13 protein-coding genes are annotated in these 18,507 nt (G+C 73.0%); 7 read left to right on the top strand and 6 right to left on the bottom strand.

Annotation, left to right across the window (positions count from 1 at the left end; translation table 11 throughout):
• Positions 1 to 69 precede the first annotated feature (69 nt).
• The gene (locus ACFV1J_RS27895; RefSeq protein WP_385862530.1) at positions 70 to 288 is read left to right on the top strand and encodes a hypothetical protein; all 219 of its coding nucleotides are present in this window, start codon (positions 70 to 72) and stop codon (positions 286 to 288) included.
• Positions 289 to 526: 238 nt separating this feature from the next.
• Here ACFV1J_RS27895 and ACFV1J_RS27890 read toward each other — a convergent pair whose 3' ends face one another.
• Entirely contained in the window at positions 527 to 3,190 is a 2,664-nt protein-coding gene (locus ACFV1J_RS27890; RefSeq protein ID WP_385862529.1) for a PQQ-binding-like beta-propeller repeat protein, read from the bottom strand.
• 248 nt (positions 3,191 to 3,438) lie between these two features.
• On the opposite strand from ACFV1J_RS27890, the gene ACFV1J_RS27885 reads away from it, so the two are divergent.
• From ACFV1J_RS27885 to ACFV1J_RS27875, 3 genes are all read left to right on the top strand, one after another.
• Positions 3,439 to 3,750 carry a peptidase gene (locus ACFV1J_RS27885; protein WP_385862526.1) on the top strand — a complete coding sequence of 104 codons (312 nt, stop codon included), beginning with the start codon at positions 3,439 to 3,441 and terminating at the stop codon, positions 3,748 to 3,750.
• Positions 3,751 to 3,935: 185 nt separating this feature from the next.
• Positions 3,936 to 4,652: a hypothetical protein gene (locus ACFV1J_RS27880; protein WP_385862524.1), complete on the top strand. Its 717-nt coding sequence runs from the start codon at positions 3,936 to 3,938 to the stop codon at positions 4,650 to 4,652.
• Positions 4,653 to 4,852: 200 nt separating this feature from the next.
• The gene (locus ACFV1J_RS27875) at positions 4,853 to 5,464 is read left to right on the top strand and encodes a hypothetical protein (RefSeq protein ID WP_385862522.1); all 612 of its coding nucleotides are present in this window, start codon (positions 4,853 to 4,855) and stop codon (positions 5,462 to 5,464) included.
• A gap of 434 nt (positions 5,465 to 5,898) precedes the next feature.
• Here the strand turns inward: ACFV1J_RS27875 and ACFV1J_RS27870 are convergent, their stop codons facing one another.
• Entirely contained in the window at positions 5,899 to 6,849 is a 951-nt protein-coding gene (locus tag ACFV1J_RS27870) for a hypothetical protein (RefSeq protein ID WP_385862520.1), read from the bottom strand.
• Positions 6,850 to 7,007: 158 nt separating this feature from the next.
• On the bottom strand, positions 7,008 to 7,715 hold the full coding sequence (locus ACFV1J_RS27865; RefSeq protein ID WP_385862518.1) for a TetR/AcrR family transcriptional regulator: 708 nt from the start codon (positions 7,713 to 7,715) through the stop codon (positions 7,008 to 7,010).
• 271 nt (positions 7,716 to 7,986) lie between these two features.
• Between ACFV1J_RS27865 and ACFV1J_RS27860 the strand changes: the two genes are divergently transcribed.
• The gene (locus ACFV1J_RS27860; RefSeq protein ID WP_385862516.1) at positions 7,987 to 8,820 is read left to right on the top strand and encodes a class I SAM-dependent methyltransferase; all 834 of its coding nucleotides are present in this window, start codon (positions 7,987 to 7,989) and stop codon (positions 8,818 to 8,820) included.
• A gap of 214 nt (positions 8,821 to 9,034) precedes the next feature.
• Positions 9,035 to 10,330: an NAD(P)/FAD-dependent oxidoreductase gene (locus ACFV1J_RS27855; RefSeq protein ID WP_385862514.1), complete on the top strand. Its 1,296-nt coding sequence runs from the start codon at positions 9,035 to 9,037 to the stop codon at positions 10,328 to 10,330.
• A gap of 87 nt (positions 10,331 to 10,417) precedes the next feature.
• On the opposite strand, the gene ACFV1J_RS27850 is transcribed toward ACFV1J_RS27855, so the two are convergent.
• Positions 10,418 to 11,827: a M1 family metallopeptidase gene (locus ACFV1J_RS27850; RefSeq protein ID WP_385862512.1), complete on the bottom strand. Its 1,410-nt coding sequence runs from the start codon at positions 11,825 to 11,827 to the stop codon at positions 10,418 to 10,420.
• A 417-nt stretch (positions 11,828 to 12,244) separates the two neighbouring features.
• Entirely contained in the window at positions 12,245 to 13,726 is a 1,482-nt protein-coding gene (locus ACFV1J_RS27845) for a SulP family inorganic anion transporter (RefSeq protein ID WP_385862508.1), read from the bottom strand.
• Positions 13,727 to 15,945: 2,219 nt separating this feature from the next.
• Between ACFV1J_RS27845 and proC the strand changes: the two genes are divergently transcribed.
• Positions 15,946 to 16,755, top strand: a complete 810-nt coding sequence (gene proC, locus ACFV1J_RS27840) for a pyrroline-5-carboxylate reductase (protein ID WP_385862506.1) — start codon at positions 15,946 to 15,948, stop codon at positions 16,753 to 16,755.
• 200 nt (positions 16,756 to 16,955) lie between these two features.
• On the opposite strand, the gene trpS is transcribed toward proC, so the two are convergent.
• Complete coding sequence (gene trpS / locus ACFV1J_RS27835) at positions 16,956 to 18,020, bottom strand: tryptophan--tRNA ligase (RefSeq protein WP_385862504.1); 1,065 nt, start codon at positions 18,018 to 18,020, stop codon at positions 16,956 to 16,958.
• Positions 18,021 to 18,507: the final 487 nt, after the last annotated feature.

The raw sequence follows: 18,507 nt of genomic DNA, 5'->3' as shown, positions 1-18,507 counted from the left end.
ACGCAGAGTAGTCGGCCTTCGGAGTCCCGACAGGGAAACGCAGGGAAACGACGGAAGGGTTGGTCGTCCATGACGGCGGAACGGTTCAGCGGGAACGCGGCGGCGGAAGAGGCGCGTGATGAGTTGATGAAGGCGTTGGCGCGGACCGGCATCGTGCTGCCGTCGCTGAGCGTCGACCCGGTGTCGTACAGCTATCAACACCCGCGTCCGCTGATCGAGTTGGGGCGGTGCAACCTGGAGACGACGTTCAAGCTGATCGCGGCGCTGAGGAAGGCGGCGGGGCGGTGAGCGGCCCCTCGACGCGCCTCACCGCGCGGCACGGGCACCGCGTGCCGCCCCCGCACCGCACGGCACTGCCGCACCGCGTGCCGATGCCGCACCACGCGCCACTGCCGCACCGCGCCCCAGTGCCACACCGCGCGCCGGTGCCGCCCCGCGTGCCGTTGCCGCGGCACCGGAGTCCGTACGCGTACGACGCCATGAGCGGGCCGATGTTCATCGACACGCCGCTGCGGCCCGTACGGCCCTACCAGCTCGCGGGGTCCTTCAGCGAGGCGGAGAACACCGTGCCGTCGGGCGCCGCCGCGTAGATCCGGCCGCGGCGGGGGTCGGCCCAGGGGGCGGGCACCGTCTCCAGGAAGCCGTTGCTGCGCGTGCCGGACAGCCGTGGCCGGGTCTGGCCCACGACCCCGCCGTTGGCGGTGTCCACGGCGATCAGCCGCCCGTCGGCCGCGCTGAAGAACAGCCGGCCGCCGCTCACCACCGGCGCCGACCCCCGGCTCACCGACGTCTCGGTGTACCAGTGGTGTGCCCCGGTGGCCTGCAACGCGCCGCCCTCGCCCAGGAGATACACCGTTTCGCCGTGCACCACGGCCGACACCTGGTCCGGTGAGCCGGTCACCGGAAGCGTGCGGGTGCGGCCGGTGGCGGGGTCGTACCGCAGGACGGCGGTGGTGCGGTACGACAGCTTGGGGTCGGTGACCGTGAGGAACAGCGCATCAGCGGTGCTGTTTCCCGCCCCCGTGGACCTTCCTGCCGGTCCGGCCCCTCTGGCTGGTCCTGCCCCTCTGGCTGGTCCTGCCGGTCCGGCCGGGGTGAGGAGGCCGGGGAGCCGGCGCGCCCAGCGGACCGTGCCGGTGGCCGGGTCGATGGCGGTGACCTGGGAGTGGGTGCCGTCGGGGGTCGGCTCGGCCGCGTACGCGGTGTGCGGGGCGCCGGCGAACGCCGTGAACAGCGGCAGTTCGTGGCCCGCGAAGCGCCGGTGCCAGCGCTGCTGATGGGTGGTGCTGTCCAGCGCGGTGACCGCGCCGTCCGAGGCGGTCAGCAGTACGCGGTCGCCGATGACGGCGGCCCCGCCCTCGTAGCCGGAGACGTCCTTGCTCCAACGGGTGGCGCCCCGGCCGGTGGGGGAGGGGTCGAGGGCCGTGAGGCGTTTGCCGTCGGCGGAGAAGACGTAGAGCAGGCCGCCGGAGAGCACGGGCGGGGTCGGGGTCGTGGCCCGTTTGCCGGCGGGGGCGCCGGTGTGCCGCCAGGCCACGTGGCCGGTTTCCGGGTCGAGCCGGGCGGCCGGCAGGCCGGACTGGCCGCAGAAGACGGCGCCGGAGCCGCCGGTGCAGTACGCCATCTCGGCGTCGTGGCCCCGGGGGCGCGGGGTGAGCGTGATCCGCCAAGGGCGGGCGTCGCCGGTGGCGGTGCGCGGTGCGTGGGTCTGGAGCGCGGGGTCCTGGCCGGAACCGGGGGACAGGAGTCGTACGCCGGCGAAGACGGCGGCGCCAGTGACGGTGACGGCCAGGGCCGCGGCGAGGAGCGTGGCGCGGCGCCGGGGGAGCAGCCGGAGCCGGAGCCGGAGCAGGGGGCGGCGGGAGGTCCGTACTTCCCGGCCCGCGGCGTGGGCGTCCTTAGGGGGCACGGGCGTTGCCGGTGCGCCCGGCGGCGCGGCCGTCGGTGCGGCGGTTGATTCCGGCGGTGCGGCGGTCGTTCCCGTCGGTGCGGGCGACTCCGGTACGGGTAGGGGTAGGGGTACCGGGGGCATCTGGGGTATCGGGGCGGGGGAGCGTACGTGGGTGGTCTCCGCCCGTGAGGGGGTGGCCGCGGCCCGTACCGCCCCGCCGCGCTGCTCGGGTATGCGCGGACCCGTACTGCCCATGTCCCTCTCCGGGTTCGGGCCGGGGGGCATGCCCCAGCCCGGTCCCGGGTCCGCAGCAGGGGCCGGTTCCGAGTCCGGGTTCGGGTCCGGCATGAGGCTTGCGGCCTGCGACGACGGCAGCGACGCGGCCGAGCGCGGCGCACCCCGCGCCCCGGCCTCCCCCGGTGGCACCCCCGTCCGCAACCCCGCCACCGTGCCCGGCACCGGGGCGTCCTCCGGCGCGTCCGTCCGCAGCAGCTCCATCAGGGCGTCCGGCGTCGGCCGGTCCGCCGGCTCCTTCGCCAGGCAGCTCTCGATCAGCGGCACCAACTCCCGCGGTACGCCCGCGAGATCCGCGTCGTCGTGCACCACCTGGTAGGCGACGATGTACGGGCTCTCCGAGTCGAACGGGCCGCGCCCGGTGGCGGCGTGCACCAGCACCGAGCCCAGCGCGAAGACGTCCGCCGCCGGGCCGACCTCGCGCGGCCGCTGGAACTGCTCGGGCGCCATGAACGGCGGCGTCCCGATCAACTTGCCGGTCTCGGTGCGCATATCGCTGTCCGACGGGCGCGAGATGCCGAAGTCGATGACTTTCGGCCCATCCGCGGCGAGCAGTACGTTCCCCGGCTTGAGGTCGCGGTGCACGACCCCGGCGCGGTGGATGTCGCGCAGCGCCTCGGCGAGTCCGGCGGCCAGCCGGCGCACCTCGCCGGGGGTCAGCGGGCCGTTCCGCTTCACATGCTCGGAGAGCGTCGGACCGGGGATGTGGAGGGTGGCCATCCAGGGGCGTCCGGCGTCCGGGTCGGCGTCCACGACGGGGGCCGTGAAGGCCCCGCTGACCCGGCGGGCGGCCGCCACTTCCTGCCGGAACCGCCCCCGGAACTCCGGGTCTTGGGCGAACTCGGCATGGATGACCTTGACCGCGAGCAACAGTCCGGAGGAGGAGCGGGCCAGATGGACCACGCCCATACCGCCGGCCCCGAGCCGCGCTTCCAGCCGGTATTTCCCGGCGTATTCCGGACGCTCCGCTTCCGGCCCGACGCCGGAATCGCGCAGCGCTGGCATGGTTCCACCCCCGTGTCATTCCCCGTGCCAATCGGTCGCAGGTGCGACGCGCGGAGCCTAGTCGATGGCACGTACGAAAGCGGTGAGGCTTGCTAGCGTGCGCGTGGCACAACCGGCCGGGCACCGCCGGGCGTGGCCCAACCGGCCCGGCACCGCCGGCCGGAGACATCGTCAACGGGGGGAACGAACATGGGGACATCGTCAACGGGGGGAACGAACATGGGGACATCGTCAACGGGGGAACGCACATGACGACACAGGAATCCGCGGAGCCGGTCGACGGTGGGCAGGTGCTCGCCGCGGCCGGGGGGCTCAGCTATCCGGTCGCGCCCGGCTACCGCGTCAAGGTCCGCAAGGGCCCCGGCACCGGCTACCCGGTCGTCCGGCGGCTGGCGGAGGGAGCACGGATCGAGATCCGCTGCCAGCGGCGCGGCGAGCGGGTCAGCGGCCCGTACGGCACCTCGGACATCTGGGACAGCATCGGCCCCGGCCAGTACATCTCCGACACGTACGTCCACACCGGCAGCGACGGAATGGTCGCGCCGCGCTGCATGGGCTGAGCGGCGGGGCGCGGGGCGGGCTGGGCGCCGTGTGGCGTGGAGGCTGGTGCCGCGGGCTGGCGTCGTGTGGTGCGCGGGTTGGTGCCGTGGGTTGGGCGTCGTATGGCGTGTGCGGTGGCGTGTGAGCTGGTGCATGGGCTGAGCGGCCACGGGCTGCCGACGGCTGGCCGGGGATAATCGGTGCCATGAGCGACGAGCAGACGCCGGCCTCCGGCCGTCCGGAGGCGGGTGGTCCGGAGAGCGGCGGGCCGGAGAGCGGCGAGCCGGAGAGTGGCGGACGCGGTCCGGAAGCGCCGGGAGTCCTGCCAGCCCCGGGAGCCCTGGAGGCCCCGGTGAGCGGTGGACCGCAGCCGGAGCCGATCCGCTTCTTCGGCACCACCTGGGTCCACCACGACGGCGGGTACGCGTTGCGCCGGGCCGGCGTCGCGGTGGGTTCGCTGGCGCTCGCCGCGGCCGGGGCCGTCGTGCTGCGCTTCGCGTTCCAGGGGCTGGAGATCGCCGCGGTCGGCCCGTTCGTCGGCATCCTGGTGGTCGCCGGCTTCGCCATCTGCAGCGCGTTGGCCTTCCGCCGCACCTGGGACGGTTTCGTACGCCGCCCCGGCTCGTCGTCGGCGGCGGGTGCGGGTGACACGTCGGGGCAGAGCCTGATGCTCATCGGCTTCATCGGGTCGCTGCTCGCGTACTTCTGCCGCAGCCTCGTCGAGGCCCCGGGGGAGCGGCTGCACCGGGCCGAGTACGCGGCCGCCCGCGAGCGCCACGAACGCCGCCGCAGCACCCGTACGGGCAACCCGGCGGCCCGAAAGCCCAAGGAACAGAAGAGCCCCAAGGATCAGAAGAACCCCAAGGGTCACAAGGACTCCAAGAGTCCGAGGAATTCCAAGGGTCCCAAGAACCGTCATTGACATTGACGGGCCGGGTGGTGCGGATCGTGACCGGGTGGTGCGGATCGTGGTGTGGATTTCCGGGCCGCGGCCGTCCCAGGCCGGTGGGCTCGTAAGCCCGCCAACCGGGCGGGGCTCGCGAGCCGGTCCGGCATGGCGTCGTGCCAGGGCGCGCGGGGCCCGGATGCTGAGGGCCTCCGGACCCCCACGCAGGAGAGACCATGGGCGACCACTCCGGCCTGCAGGAGGCCCGTCGAGCGAGTTCCACCGCTGCGGGCCATGACACTCCCGGTCAGCCGGGGGTCATCGGCATCGCGCTCGCAGCCGTACTGACGGCCGCGCTCGCGCAGGGCTCCTGGCAGTGGTTCTCCACCTACATCGGGGTGACGCTCCTTGCGCTGATCTTCTGCTTCTACCGTCTGCCGACGTGGCGGCCCGGCCTCGGATCCGCGTACCTGGCGAACCTGGTGGCGTATTCGCTGGTCGTCGGCCTGTGCGTAGCGATCACCCTGGCGCCCGTGCTGCAGCGCTGGGCATGGCTGTTCCCGATGCCGGGGACTCGTGCCGCGTGTCCTGCGGTGGGCAGGTACGAGGGCATCCGGGCGGAGGCCGCGCTCGCGGGCCTCGCCGGTCGCGACGGCGCCGCCCTGGCCCATGCGCAGGCAGCGCAGAGCCATGTCGCCGTTGCCGACTGCCTGTCGGCCACCACGACCCTGTGGCTGCCCGTGTACGGCGCCGGGGCGGCCGTACTGACGGGCCTGGTCGCATGGTCCCTCGGCCGCGCCCGGACGAGGAAGCCGGCGGCCACGGCCACCGGCGCTCGCAAACAGTGACGGGCGGGCGTCCTGGACTGCGCCCCTGCCCAGTTGGGCCCGCCAGGTTGCACGGTGACGGACGGGTGCTCGTGTGGAATACGCCATCACCCGGCCGGCGTTGTGGCCCCGCAGGGGGCGCGTTCATCCCCTACGGGATCTGTTCGGCCGCACCCTAGGGGCACCTACGGAGGGGAGCCGGGCACCCATGGAGGGGAGCCGGGGCACCCACCGAGGGGAGCCGGGGCACCCACCGGGCGCCAACCGGGCGGAGCCGGGGGCCACCCGATGAGCACCGGCTGAGGGCTGCCGACCGCGCTCCGCCCCCAAGGCCTCCTACCGAGGGCCGGCTGAGGGCTGTCGACCGCGCCCCGCCCCCAAGTCCGCCGGCTGAGGGCCGCCCCCGAGGCGACCTCTCGATAGGCCGACGCGACCTCTCGATAGGCCGACGCGACCTATCGAGGGCCGGTCTCCCCGTACCGGGCCGCCATCGCCCCGAAGACCTCCCGCGGCTCCCAATGCGTCTCGTCGAGCATCGTCACCACGCCGTACGACGAAAGGTCCGCGCCCTTACGGGTGTTGAACGCGGCGAAGGTGAACCACAGTGCGGTGTCCACGCCCTCCTCCTCGAAGACGTCCAGCAGCTCGCCGAAGTAACGCACCTGCTCGCCCTCGTCCGGCACCGCACCCGCCGGCGGCTGCCAGGCGATCCCGCCCCGCTCGCCCGCGCCCCGGTAGGCGCAGGTGCCGAATTCGGTCACCGCGACCGGCTTGCCGTGCGCGAAGTGCTCGCGCACCTCCTCGCGGAACCTCGCCGCGTTGTACGCCGCCCGGTACGCGTCCACGCCCACCAGGTCGAAGGGCTGCCAGTCGACCTTCTCCCAGGGGCCCGAGGCGTACGTGATCCGCCCGCCGAAGCGGCCCCTCACCAGCGCCGCGACCTCGCCGAGGAACGCGTTGAGCCGCTCCTGCACCGGTCCCAGCGACATCCACCAGTCCCGGTCCCCGGCCACCATCGCGTCCAGCCGCTCGCCGTACTTCTCGCCGGGGATGAATCCCGAGCAGAACGCGCTGATCTCGCAGCCGGTGACGAACACCACCTCGGCCCCGCCGGCCCGTACGGCCTCGGCGCGGTCCGCGCAGTCCGCGAAGAACGTCCGCAGCTCGGCCGGCCCCAGGTCCACCGGGAACGGCGCGAACCACACCTCCAGGCCGACCTCCGCCGCGCAGCGGGCGGCCACGGTCAGCCGCTCCGGGTCGCCGCCCGATATCCGCACCGCGTCGCAGTGCAGCTCCCGGGCGATGACGGCCATGTCCTTGCGGACCGCCTCCTCGGTGAAGGTCTTGCGCGAAAAGTCCTCGCCGGGAAGAAATCCGGTGTCGTAGTTGATGCCCCGTGCGCGCATGATCTGTTCAGTGTCCCCTCGGGTCGGTGTCTGCTGGGCGTGCTCCGCGCTCTGTGCTCTGCGCTCGGTCCTCTGCGCTTTGTGCGTGTGCGTGCGCCCGTGAGTTCTGTTTACGCCGCTGTGCTGTTACGCCGTGTGCTGTTTACGCCCTTGTGCTGTTACGCGTGTGCGGTGGGCGGCATATGTGCCTCAAGGCCGTCCGCCAGCAGGGAGAACGCCAACTCGACGTCCTCGGCGAGCAGTTGGCGGGCATCGTCCACGGAGGTGCCGTCGGCGAGCCGACGGAAGAACGTCTCCTGGAGCGTGACCAGTGACGCGCTGATCTGCGCCGCCATCAGGACGGCCGCCATCTCCCACCGCCCGCCGGCGTCCCGTTCCCCGCCTTCCCCCTTGGCCGCCCGGCCTTCCACCCTGACTTCCTCGGCTTCCGCCTCGACCGTTACGGCTTCCGCCTTGAGGGCCTCGGCGAGCTGTTGCCGCTGTTGGTAGAGCAGGGCATTGGCGGCGGCGCTGAGTGCGGGACTGTCGAAGATCACGCGGACCCGGGAGACCAGCACCTCCGGATCGAACCCGGTCATCGGGCCGGCGGCGAACGCCCGGAAATACGACCGGAGCGCCTCCAGCGGCGACTGTCCGGCCGGCCGCCCGGTGACGATCCCCGCCAGGTCGTCGTCCCCGACCCCCTGGAGCGCCAGCGACTCCTTCGTCGGGAAGTACGCGAACAGCGTCGCCTTGGCGACCTCGGCGGCCTCCGCGATCTCGTTGACCGTCACCGCCTCGAACCCGCGCTCCGCGAACAACTGCCAGGCCACGGCCGCGATTCGCTGCCGGGTCCGCTCCTTCTTCCGCTCCCGCAAACCAGCCATGGCAGGACTGTACCTAGACCGGGGATGAAAATGAACCGAGTCTGGATTTTCTTGGAGCGCGATGGGCGCGATGGGTGCGAGGGTGCGATGGGCGCGATGGGGGAAGGCGGGCGCGGTGGACACGTGGGCCCGGCGGGCGCGGTGGGCACGGGGGCACGGGGGCACGGTAGGACGGTGCATGGCTTCCTGCGAAGCGCCGACTTTCTGGGCAAGCGATGACTTTCTCGTCAATCGGCGGCGCGACGGGCCGGGCGCGCGGCAGCATGCCCGTATGACCGGCACCCCGCACCCGCCCGTCCAGCCGCCGCCCCCGGGCACCCTCGCCCGTTCCTTCGACGCCGTGGCCGGGCAGTACGCGTCCGCCCGGCCCGGCTATCCACCGGCCCTCTTCGCCGCCATCGAGGAACTGGCCGGACGGCCGCTGGCCGGGGCGCGGGTACTGGACGTCGGGGCCGGAACGGGCATCGCGACCGGACTGCTCACGGCGCGCGGCGCGCGGGTGACGGCCGTGGAGCCGGGCGCCGCCATGGCCGCCCAACTGCGCGCCGCCCACCCGGACGTCCCGCTCGTCCGCGGCATCGGCGAGGCACTCCCCTTCTCCGACGACGCGGGCTTCGACCTCGTCGGCTACGCCCAGGCCTGGCACTGGACCGACCCGGCGCGCTCCGTCCCGGAGGCGCTGCGCGTACTGCGTCCCGGGGGCGCGCTCGCGCTGTGGTGGAACGTGCCCGACCCGGACGTCGCCTGGGCCGCCGAACAGGAGGCCAGGCTCGCCCGCCGGCTGCCCGGCTACCACGCCCACCCGGTCGCACCGCAGGCAGGCGACCTGCTCCGCGGCCTGGAACTCGGCCTGCACCCGGAACTCCGCGTCCTGCACTGGACCCGGCGGGTGTCCCTCGACACCCACCTCGCCATGCTCGGCAGCCGCTCGTACTTCGCGGCCCTCGGCCCGGCGGCCGCCGCCCCCGTCCTGGAGGCCGAACGGGCCGCCCTGCTGGACGTCTTCCCGGACGGCACGGTCGAGGAGGCGTACGCCCTCGACCTCACCGTCGCCCGCCGCCCACCGGTGTCACACGCCGCCCCGCCACTTCGTCCCAAGGGGTAAGCCCCAAAGCCCCGAAGCCCAAAGCCCCATAGCCCCGAAGCCGCAACCGTCCCGGCGGGTACCGGCTCGCCCCGGCCCGTACGCCCGCCCTGCCCGCCCCCGCCTCTCCACGCCCGTCCCGGCTCGTGCCCCCGTTGTCACATTCCCGCCGCCCGCGTCGTCCCCCTTACGGCGCCGCACCACCCCGGTGCGGCGCCCCACCCAGGAGGACGCCATGCCCAATACCCCGGACCAGACCAACCTGCCGGACCAGACCAACCCGCCGGACCAGCCGAACACGCCGGACCAGCAGCCGAACCCGCCGGACCAGCCGAACCCCCCGGCCCAGCCGAACACGCCGGACCAGCAGCCGCACCGCGCACGCCACCACCCCAACCCCCACCCGCACCCCAGCCCCCGCCCCCACCCCCGTAAGGCCGCAGGCGGCCGGGTCGTCGTCCTCGGCGGTGGCTACGCGGGCATGATGGCCGCGCTGCGGCTCGCCCCGTACGCGCGGGTGACGCTGGTCGACCCCGGCGACCGGCTCACCGAACGCGTACGGCTGCACGAAGTCGCCGCCGGACGACCCGAAGTCGCCCATTCCCGGGCGGAGTTGCTGCGCGGCACCGGCGTCGAGCATCTCGCCGCCCGGGCCACCGCCCTCGACCCGGACGCCCGCGCCGTGCACACCGACCGCGGCCGCACCCTCCTCTACGACCGTCTGGTCTACGCCCTCGGCAGCCACACCGACCCGCGCGGCGCCGGCCGGCGGTCCTTCACCGCCGAGACCGCCACCGCCCTCCACCAGCGGCTGCTGACCGGACCCGGCGGCGCACTGGCCGTGGTCGGCGGCGGCCTCACCGGCATCGAGATGGCCGCCGAACTCGCCGAGGCCCACCCGGAGTGGGAGATCCGGCTGCTCACCGCCGGCGAACTCGGCCCGGGGCTGTCGGCCCGCGGCCGGGCCCACGTACGGACCGTCCTCGACCGGCTGCGGGTACGCGTCACCGAAGGCCGACGCGTCGCCGACGCGGACGACCTGGACGCGGACGCCGTGGTCTGGACGGCCGCCCTACGGGCCACCGGGGACCTCGCCCGGGACGCGGGCCTCGACACCGACCCGGCAACCGGCCGCATCCGGGTCGACGCCGCCCTGCGCTCGGTCAGCCACCCGGACGTCTATGTCGCCGGCGACGCGGCCGAATCCCGATCCCCCCGCGGCGGCACCCTCCGCATGGCCTGCGCCACCGCCCTGCCGACCGGCGCCCACGCGGCCGGCGGCATCATCGCCGAACTCCGCGGCCGGCAGCCCCGGCCGCTGTCGTTCTCGTACTTCGTGCAGTGCGTGAGCCTGGGCCGGCACGACGCCCTGATCCAGTCCCTACGCGCCGACGACACCCCGCGCGAAACGGTACTGACCGGCCGCCCGGCAGCCCACGTCAAGGAACAGGTGGTCCGCTCCACCCGCCACCTCCTGACCCTCACGGCCCGCCACCCCGCAGCCGTCCGCCTGATCCCCAACTTCCGCTAACACCAGCCGAATCGAGGACAGCCGAGTCAGTACGAGAGCCGAACCGATGCGAGGCCCCATCTACGAGCCCCCCTCTGCGAGGCCCCCTCAGAAGACGCGCTCCGGCTTCCCCTTCCCGTACAGCCACGCGTCGAAGAGGGGCTTCAGGTCCACGTCCGTGCGCGCCTGGCAGAAGGCGATGAAGTCCTTCGCATCGGCGTTGGAGTAGCGGTACTTGGCCGGCCACTCCTTCAGGATCCGGAAGAACGTCTCGTCACCCACGGCCTTGCGGAGCTGCTGCAGCAGCATCGCGCCGCGCTCGTACACGGCCGTGCCGGTGACGTTCTTCGCCGCGCCCGGGCGGCCCGGCGGGAAGTCCCAGCGCTCGTTGTGCGGGTCGTCCTTGTAGAGCGCGTCGAACTGCTGCTGGGGCGTCTTGCCGCCCTCGTGCTCCTCCCACAGCCACTCGACGTAGGTCGCGAAGCCCTCGTTGAGCCAGGTGTCCTGCCAGGTCTTCGGCGTCACCGAGTCGCCGAACCACTGGTGCGCCATCTCGTGCACCACGGTCACGGTGTCCGGCGCCCCGGCGTAGACCGGCTTGGTCTGGGACTCCAGCGCGGACCAGTCGATCCGCGACGGGGTGTGGTCGACGATCGCGCCCGCCGAGGAGAACGGGTACTTCCCGAACAGCCCGCTCTCCCACTTGATGATCTCCGGCAGCCGGGCCAGCGGCCGCCGGCTCGCCGCGGCCTCCGCCGGGTCCACCGCGACGTACAGCGGCAGCCCGTCGGGCGTGCGGGAGGTGTGGACGTCGAACGTGCCGATGGTGGCGGTCGCCAGATAGCTGGCCATCGGCTCCCGGTTGTGCCAGGTGAACGTGGTCTTCCCCTTGGACACCTTCTGCGACCGCAGCTCCCCGTTGGCGACGGCCGTGTAGCGCCGCGGAACGGTGATCCGGAAGTCGTAGGTGGCCTTGTCCTCCGGGTGGTTGTTGCCGGGGAACCACGTCATCGCCCCGGCCGGTTCCCCCGACACGAACGCCCCGTCGGACGTCTTGACCCACCCCTCCGTCGACTCGTCAGGATCCTTCAGCTCCCGCGGCGTGCCCGCGTAGTCGACGGTGGTACGGAACTGGGCGCCCTTCGCGATGCCCACCGGCGGCCGCACCGTGAGCTTGTGGCCCTTGCGGGAGAACGACGCGTCCTCGCCGTCGACGCGGACCGCGGACACCCGCAGCCCCTCCAGGTCCAGCTTGAAGGAACGCAGGTCCTGGGTGGCCCGGGCGGTGATCTCCGCGGTCGCGTCCAGATGCTTGCGCCGGACGTCGTAGTCCAGGTCGAGGCCGTAATGCCGTACGTCGTAACCGCCGTTCCCGAGCGCCGGGAAGAGCGGGTCGCCCACCCCGCCGCTGCCCGCCGCCCCGGTGGCGCTCAGGGCGGCACCGGTGCAGGAGGACAGCAGCAGGGCGACGGACAGGGCGGCGGTCGCCCCGCAGCGACGAAGGGGCCGGCGGTTCACAGCGCTCGCTCCTCGGGTCGGTGGTCACCAGCCCTCCGACCTTACGGTCCTTTCCGCCGTAACGCCGCTCTGTTCGCGGTAAGGGGCCTTCGCCGCCGTAAGGGCGGTAAGGGGCCGTAAGGGCTCCCGTAAGGGCTGTTGGTCGCCGCAACGGGCCGTCGGCGCGGCAACGGGCCGCTGTCGGAGACTACGGCCCGCTGTCGGAGATGACGGCCCGGCGCCGGCGACTGCGGCCCCCCGCTGGCGACCACGGCCCGCTGCCGGCCTTCGGGTCCTTCCCCAGGCGGCAGGCTTACGGGCCTCCCGGCTCGCCGGCTCACCGGCTCACCGGCCCACCGGCTCACAGGGCCAGCGGCCCACCGGGCTCACAGGCCCATGGCCGAGGCCTACGCCCCGGCCCCGGCCCCCGCCCCGCCCCTACGGCGCCACCGACCGCGTCGACCGCCGCGCCGTGCCGTCCGGGCCGCGGCGCTGCTGCTCCCAGTTGCCGAGCGCGGCCGCACACGCGTGGTCGAGGTGGCGCAGTCCGGACAGATCCAGCTCGATCTCCCGGTCCCGGGGCAGCGCCTCCAACTGGTCGAGCAGCTTCGGCAGCCGCAGGAACGTCGCATGGCCCACGGCCCGTACCCGGATCGCCCCGCTCCCCTCCAGGCCGGTCACCTCGAGGTGCACCTGGGAGGTCGCCCACGCCGACTTGGCGACCGCCAGCAGCAGCCCGAGCAGCACCCCCTCGAACATGTTGGTGGCCACGATCGCCACCGCCGTCGCCGCCAGCACCACGGCCTCGCCCCGGTGCTCCCGCCACAGCGGCCGCCACGTCCGTACCGGCAGCAACTTCCAGCCCGCATGCACCAGTACGGCAGCCAGCGCCGCGATCGGGACGACACCCAGCGCCACCGGGAACGCCGCCGCGAACACCAGCAGCCACACCCCGTGCAGCACCCGCGACGCCTTCGTCCGCGCCCCGGCCTGCACATTGGCGGCACTGCGTACGATCACCGCGGTCATCGGCAGCGCCCCGAGCAGGCCGCACACCGTGTTGCCGGCCCCCTGGGCCATCAGCTCCTTGTCGTACTGGGTCTTCGGCCCGTCGTGCAGCCGGTCCACCGCCGCCGCACTGAACAGCGATTCGGCGGACGCGATCAACGCGAAGGCCAGCACCGTGCCCAGTACCCCGGCCACCGCACCGGCCTCCACCAGCCGGGCGACATCCGCCCCGCCCGGCGGCTGGACCACCTCCAGGAGGCCCGACACCTCGACCCGCGCCACCGGCAGTTCCAGCACCGCCACGGCGACGGTGGCCAGCCCCACCCCGACCAGCGGCGCGGGCAGCACCCGCGCCGCCCGCCGCCACTTCGGCCAGAACACCAGCACCGCCATCGTCGACGCCCCGACCGCCAACGCCACCAACGCCGGGTCGGACCCGATGGTGTCCACCGCGAGGTCCGGCAGCCCGCCCAGATTCGCCGGCCCGTTGCCCGGAGCCTTGGCGTCCACCAGGGCGTACAGCTGCCCGGCGATCAACACCAGCCCGATGCCGGCCAGCATCCCCTGGACGACCGCCACGGAGATCGCCCGGAACCAGCGCCCCAGCCGCAGCGCCCCCATCACCAGCTGCAGCACCCCGGCGCTCAGCACCAGTACGCCCAGCGCACCGAGCCCGTACTCCTGCACGGCCTCGTAAACCAGCACGGTCAGCCCCGCGGCCGGCCCGCTGACCTGCAGACTGCTCCCCGGCAGCAACCCGGTGAGCAACCCCCCGACGATCCCGGTGACCAGCCCCAACTCGGCCGGCACCCCGGACGCCACGGCCACCCCGACACACAGCGGCACCGCCACGAGAAAGACCACGAGCGAGGCCGTGACATCGGCCCGGACGTACGACGACCGGACGCGCAACGGCCGGCCAGAGGCCGAACGGAAACGGAACGGCCGGACGCGGGACGGCCGGAGGCGGGACAGCCGGACGCGGGATGGCTGGAGGCGGCCCGACCGGACGGGGGCCGGCGCGACCGGCCTGGCCGGACGAGCCGAACAAGGCTCACGCACCTCACCCACCTCAGGTGCCTCACACCCCTCCCCGACCTCGTGTCCTGGCGCACCGTGCGGGAACGAGGCGACGTGCCGGGCCGGGGCGTCCGGCCGGGCCGAGGTGTCCTGACGAGTCGGGGTGTCCGACCGGTTTGGGGTGTGCTCACTGGCCGGGGCGTCCTGACGAGTCGGGGCGTCGTGACGGGCCGTGGTGTGCTCACTGGCCGGGGAGCGGTCGCGGGACGGTGTGCGGTCACTGGCCGTGGTGTGTTCACTGGCCGTGGTGTGTTCACTGGCCGGTGTGCGGTCACGGGACGGTATGGACGGCTGGACGGAACGACCGCGGCGGACTCGGAACCTACGCATGAGATGCCTCCAGCGAATCGGAATGCGGCGCCCCGGCACGCGGACACACACGGCAGGCACGAACCAGCACGGCCGGAGGCGGGCACAAGGCCGCACATGAGCGCGTACGGGTCCGCACCGGCACGCGCGAACCACGCGGCAGGCGCCATGAAAGGTGCGGTGCGATGACGGCTGGATTCCGTCGGATGCGCGGGCCGGGGAAGGGCCCTGGGGCAGCTCTCAGCTCTCAGCTCTCAGCAGCGGAAAATCTCAGCAGCGGAAAACGAGGTGGTGTACGGGCAGTTCGCCCGACCTCGACACCGGCACGGCCCGACGCCCCGTCACTGGCACAGTGATGGCAGGCCCGCCCTCAACGGTCCGTACGGGCGCGGCGGTCGACACGACGGTCCCCGAGGGCACCGGAGCACACAGCGAACCGGTGGACCGCCCACCCCGCCGCGCCGGACAACGCCCCCCAACGGCCTGCGGATGCCCCAACCCATCCCCCACCACCGGCCCGTCCACCACCGACCGCTCCGCCACGGACGACCGCCCCGCCCCAGCCGACCACCCCGACGCGGACGGCCGCTCCGCCCCAGCCGACCTCCCTGGCGCGGACGACCACCCCGACTCAGCCCACCGCCCTGACTCACCGACGCGACGTGCGACCGCATCGTGGACGCCGTAATCGACTGTGTCGGGGGCGTCGTAATCGACCGCATAGGGGCCGCTGTATCCGGTGTATCCGGCCGCCTCGGCCTCGCCGTACGTGACCGGGGAGGCCGGCCCACCCCGCCCACCCACCGCTCCGTATACACCCGAGCCATTGGAGCCACTGGACGGCGGCACGGGCACGAACGCCACGACGAGGGCCACGACGACAATCACGACGATCAACAAGAGCCGGCCGAGGCCGCCGACCCGGATCTTCGCCATCGTCGCCCCCTCCGGCGCGGCTGGACAGGTCACCCCATTGTGTCGAGAACGAGCCGCCGAGCCGCAACTCATCAGGTAACCACCCTGTAAACGCGGAGTTATCCAACAGGACGGAATGGTTCCGTTCGCTCCGGCGCCCGCCGGCGCCCCAAACCCGCCCCCACGCGCCCCACCGCACCCCTCTTCCACCCGCACTCCAGCCCCACCCCGCCCCACAACAGCCCAGGTGAATCCCCCTCCCCAGCCACCCACACCACTCCGCCACTCTCTGCTACTCTCAACAGGAACTAATCACTCTCCGTAATCGTTGCCGGATTAAGGAGGCAGCGGCGGCCCGGCCCCAAGGCACCCCCGCAGCCACCCCCACCGCACAATCACCACCCCACGCCCCACCCCACCCCCACCAAACCGACGCCGCCCCACCTCCGCCGCCACCAGCCCCCGCCCCACCAACCGCCCGCCTCACCCCACCCGCTGACCGTGGACCTGCCCCCGACCATCGGCCCGCAACGCCTCCCCGACCCCTCGCGCCGTCCCCGGCCCACCCACCCCGCGTCCTCCGCCATCCCTCCGCGCTTCACGTGACGTGGTGACAGGCCATGTGGAGACAGGCCACGCCGCGGTCCACCCAGCGGAACGCGCCGCCACCGACCAACCCGCGGTGCGAGGATGACGGCGTCCGGCACGAACGACATCAGGCACGTGGATGGAGGCGGTTGGCCGACCGGAGGCCCAGCCACCCCACCCGCCCCACACCCAGGCACAAGCAGCACCGGCACAGCGCAGCGGAAAGGCGAACCGGCACCATGACCCAGAAGGTCGCAGTCCTCGGCACCGGAAAGATCGGCGAAGCCCTCCTCAGCGGAATGATCCGCGGCGGCTGGGCCCCGTCCGACCTGCTGGTCACCGCCCGCCGCCAGGAGCGCGCCGCCCAGCTGCACGACCGTTACGGCGTCGAAGCGGTCAGCAACGCCGAGGCCGCCAAGTCCGCCGACACCCTGATCCTCACCGTCAAGCCCCAGGACATGGGCGCCCTGCTCCGCGAGCTGGCCCCGCACGTCCCCACCGATCGCCTGGTCATCAGCGGTGCGGCCGGCATCCCCACCTCGTACTTCGAGGAGCGCCTGGCCACCGGCACCCCGGTCGTCCGGGTCATGACGAACACCCCGGCCCTCGTCGACGAGGCGATGTCCGTCATCTCCGCCGGCACCCACGCCACCGCCGCCCACCTCACCCTTGCCGAGGAGATCTTCTCCACCGTCGGCAAGACCCTCCGTGTCCCCGAGAGCCAGCAGGACGCCGCGACCGCCCTCTCCGGCTCGGGCCCCGCGTACTTCTACTTCCTCGTCGAGGCCATGACAGACGCCGGCATCCTGCTCGGCCTGCCCCGCGACAAGGCCCACGACCTCATCGTCCAGGCCGCGATCGGCGCCGCCGTGATGCTCCGCGACAGCGGCGAACACCCGGTCACACTCCGCGAAAACGTCACCTCCCCGGCCGGCACCACCATCAACGCCATCCGCGAACTGGAGAACCACGGCGTCCGCGCCGCCCTCATCGCCGCCCTCGAAGCCGCCCGCGACCGCAGCCGCGAACTGGCCACCGGCAACGGCTGACGGTTACGGGTGCCGCCCGCTGGCGGTACGAGTACGCCCCCCCCAAGCGAGACCCCCGAGGCGCCCGTACCTGCCTCCCCGAGGCGCCCGGCATCTCTTCCCCCCCCCCCGCAAGAGACGCGCGTACCCGCCTCCCCCGCCCCGGCACGAGGTGCCCGCCCCCCAGGCGGGCACCCACAACCCCCAACGCCCTCCAGTCCTTAACCCCCCACCCCCACCCCCATAGCCCGATACGCCGCGTCCACCCGTGGCTTCGCCAGGGTGCGGGCGCGGTCGGCGCCGGTGCGGAGGACTTCGTCGATGTACGCCGGGTCGGCCGCCAGTTCCGCGTGGCGTTCGCGTACCGGACGCAGCGTTTCCACCACCGCGTCCGCCACGTCCTTCTTCAGGGCCCCGTACGACGCGAAGCCCTCGGCCAGCCGCTCCGGATCCCCGTCCGTACAGGCCGCCAGCACATCCAGCAGGTTCGCGACGCCCGGCCGCGCCTCCCGTTCGTAGACGACGTCATCGCCGCCGTCGGTCACCGCCCGCATCACCTTCTTCCGCACCGCCTCCGGCTCGTCCAGCAGAAAGACGGTCCCCGCCGTCCGGGCGTGCGACTTGCCCATCTTCGACGTCGGATCCTGCAGATCCATCACCCGCGCGGCCACCCTCGGAGACGTCGCCTTCGGTACGACGAACGTCGGCCCGTACCGCTGGTTGAACCGCACCGCGACGTCCCGCGTCAGCTGCACATGCTGGGTCTGGTCGTCCCCGACCGGCACCTCGTCCGTCCCGTACGCGAGGATGTCCGCCGCCATCAGCGTCGGATACGTCAGCAGCGACAGCCGCACACTCCCGCCGCGCGCCTGCTCCCGCGCCGCTTTCTCCTTGTACTGGATCATGCGCCGCATTTCCCCGTCGGTGGCGGTGCACTCCATCAGGAACGCCAGCCGCAGATGTTCATCGACGTGGCTCTGTACGAAGACCGTGCACTGCTCCGGATCCAGCCCCGCGGCCAGCAGCAATGACGCGGCCTGCCGGCTCAGCCGCCGCACCCGCGCCGGATCGTGCTCCACGGTCAGCGCATGCAGGTCCACCACGCAGAACAGCGCGTCCGCCCGGTGCTGGTCCTCCGTCACCCACCGACGGATCGCCCCGAGGTAATTCCCCAGCGTCAGATGCCCCGTCGGCTGCACCCCGCTGAACACCCGCACGCGACCGCCGCGCCCCCGCACCAGGTCGCCCCCGGCCGCGCCGGCCTGCTCCCTCACCAGTTCACTCATCCGCCGTCTCTCCCGATTCCCGCACTCCCGGAACTCCCGGGGTGCGCATCGAGACCGCCGACCTCGCCGGCCGGTTACGAGAAGCAGAAACGCGAACGGCCGCCGAGGCGGCGGCCGTGGTCATGCATGCACTGTGGTCGGCCGCCGTCAGGCGGGCCACCACTGCTGTACGAGCGCATGCGCAGTCATGCCGCCCAAAGTACCGCGCAAACCCGTGCCCGGCACGGGTTTGAAGCACCTCACCCGCTCGTGTACTGTTCTCCGAGTTGCCGCGGAGCCGACCGGCCCCGCGCGACCATCCCGCCGCCTCGCGGCACACCACTACTGCACGGCCCCTCACCGGGAACAATTTCGGCATGCCGAAATTCGGACCGCGGCGTGATTATGCGTCAACGAGGAATTCCGCTAACGTAGTGAACACGCCGAAAGGCGCGGCAAAACCCCCTCCGACGGGGAATCGGAAACGAATTCGGACCGGCAACGGAAC

It is taken from the genome of Streptomyces sp. NPDC059649, assembly GCF_042734445.1.
Lineage (GTDB): Bacteria > Actinomycetota > Actinomycetes > Streptomycetales > Streptomycetaceae > Streptomyces.
Note: the sequence above shows the minus strand (reverse complement) of the source record. Positions and strands in the feature narration are given on the sequence as shown.

Bases quoted from the DNA above. Each gene is read 5' to 3' on its own strand.
- ACFV1J_RS27895 (WP_385862530.1), top strand. From the start codon at position 70: ATGACGGCGGAACGGTTCAGCGGGAACGCGGCGGCGGAAGAGGCGCGT.
- ACFV1J_RS27890 (WP_385862529.1), bottom strand. From the start codon at position 3,190: ATGCCAGCGCTGCGCGATTCCGGCGTCGGGCCGGAAGCGGAGCGTCCG.
- ACFV1J_RS27885 (WP_385862526.1), top strand. From the start codon at position 3,439: ATGACGACACAGGAATCCGCGGAGCCGGTCGACGGTGGGCAGGTGCTC.
- ACFV1J_RS27880 (WP_385862524.1), top strand. From the start codon at position 3,936: ATGAGCGACGAGCAGACGCCGGCCTCCGGCCGTCCGGAGGCGGGTGGT.
- ACFV1J_RS27875 (WP_385862522.1), top strand. From the start codon at position 4,853: ATGGGCGACCACTCCGGCCTGCAGGAGGCCCGTCGAGCGAGTTCCACC.
- ACFV1J_RS27870 (WP_385862520.1), bottom strand. From the start codon at position 6,849: ATGCGCGCACGGGGCATCAACTACGACACCGGATTTCTTCCCGGCGAG.
- ACFV1J_RS27865 (WP_385862518.1), bottom strand. From the start codon at position 7,715: ATGGCTGGTTTGCGGGAGCGGAAGAAGGAGCGGACCCGGCAGCGAATC.
- ACFV1J_RS27860 (WP_385862516.1), top strand. From the start codon at position 7,987: ATGACCGGCACCCCGCACCCGCCCGTCCAGCCGCCGCCCCCGGGCACC.
- ACFV1J_RS27855 (WP_385862514.1), top strand. From the start codon at position 9,035: ATGCCCAATACCCCGGACCAGACCAACCTGCCGGACCAGACCAACCCG.
- proC (WP_385862506.1), top strand. From the start codon at position 15,946: ATGACCCAGAAGGTCGCAGTCCTCGGCACCGGAAAGATCGGCGAAGCC.
- trpS (WP_385862504.1), bottom strand. From the start codon at position 18,020: ATGAGTGAACTGGTGAGGGAGCAGGCCGGCGCGGCCGGGGGCGACCTG.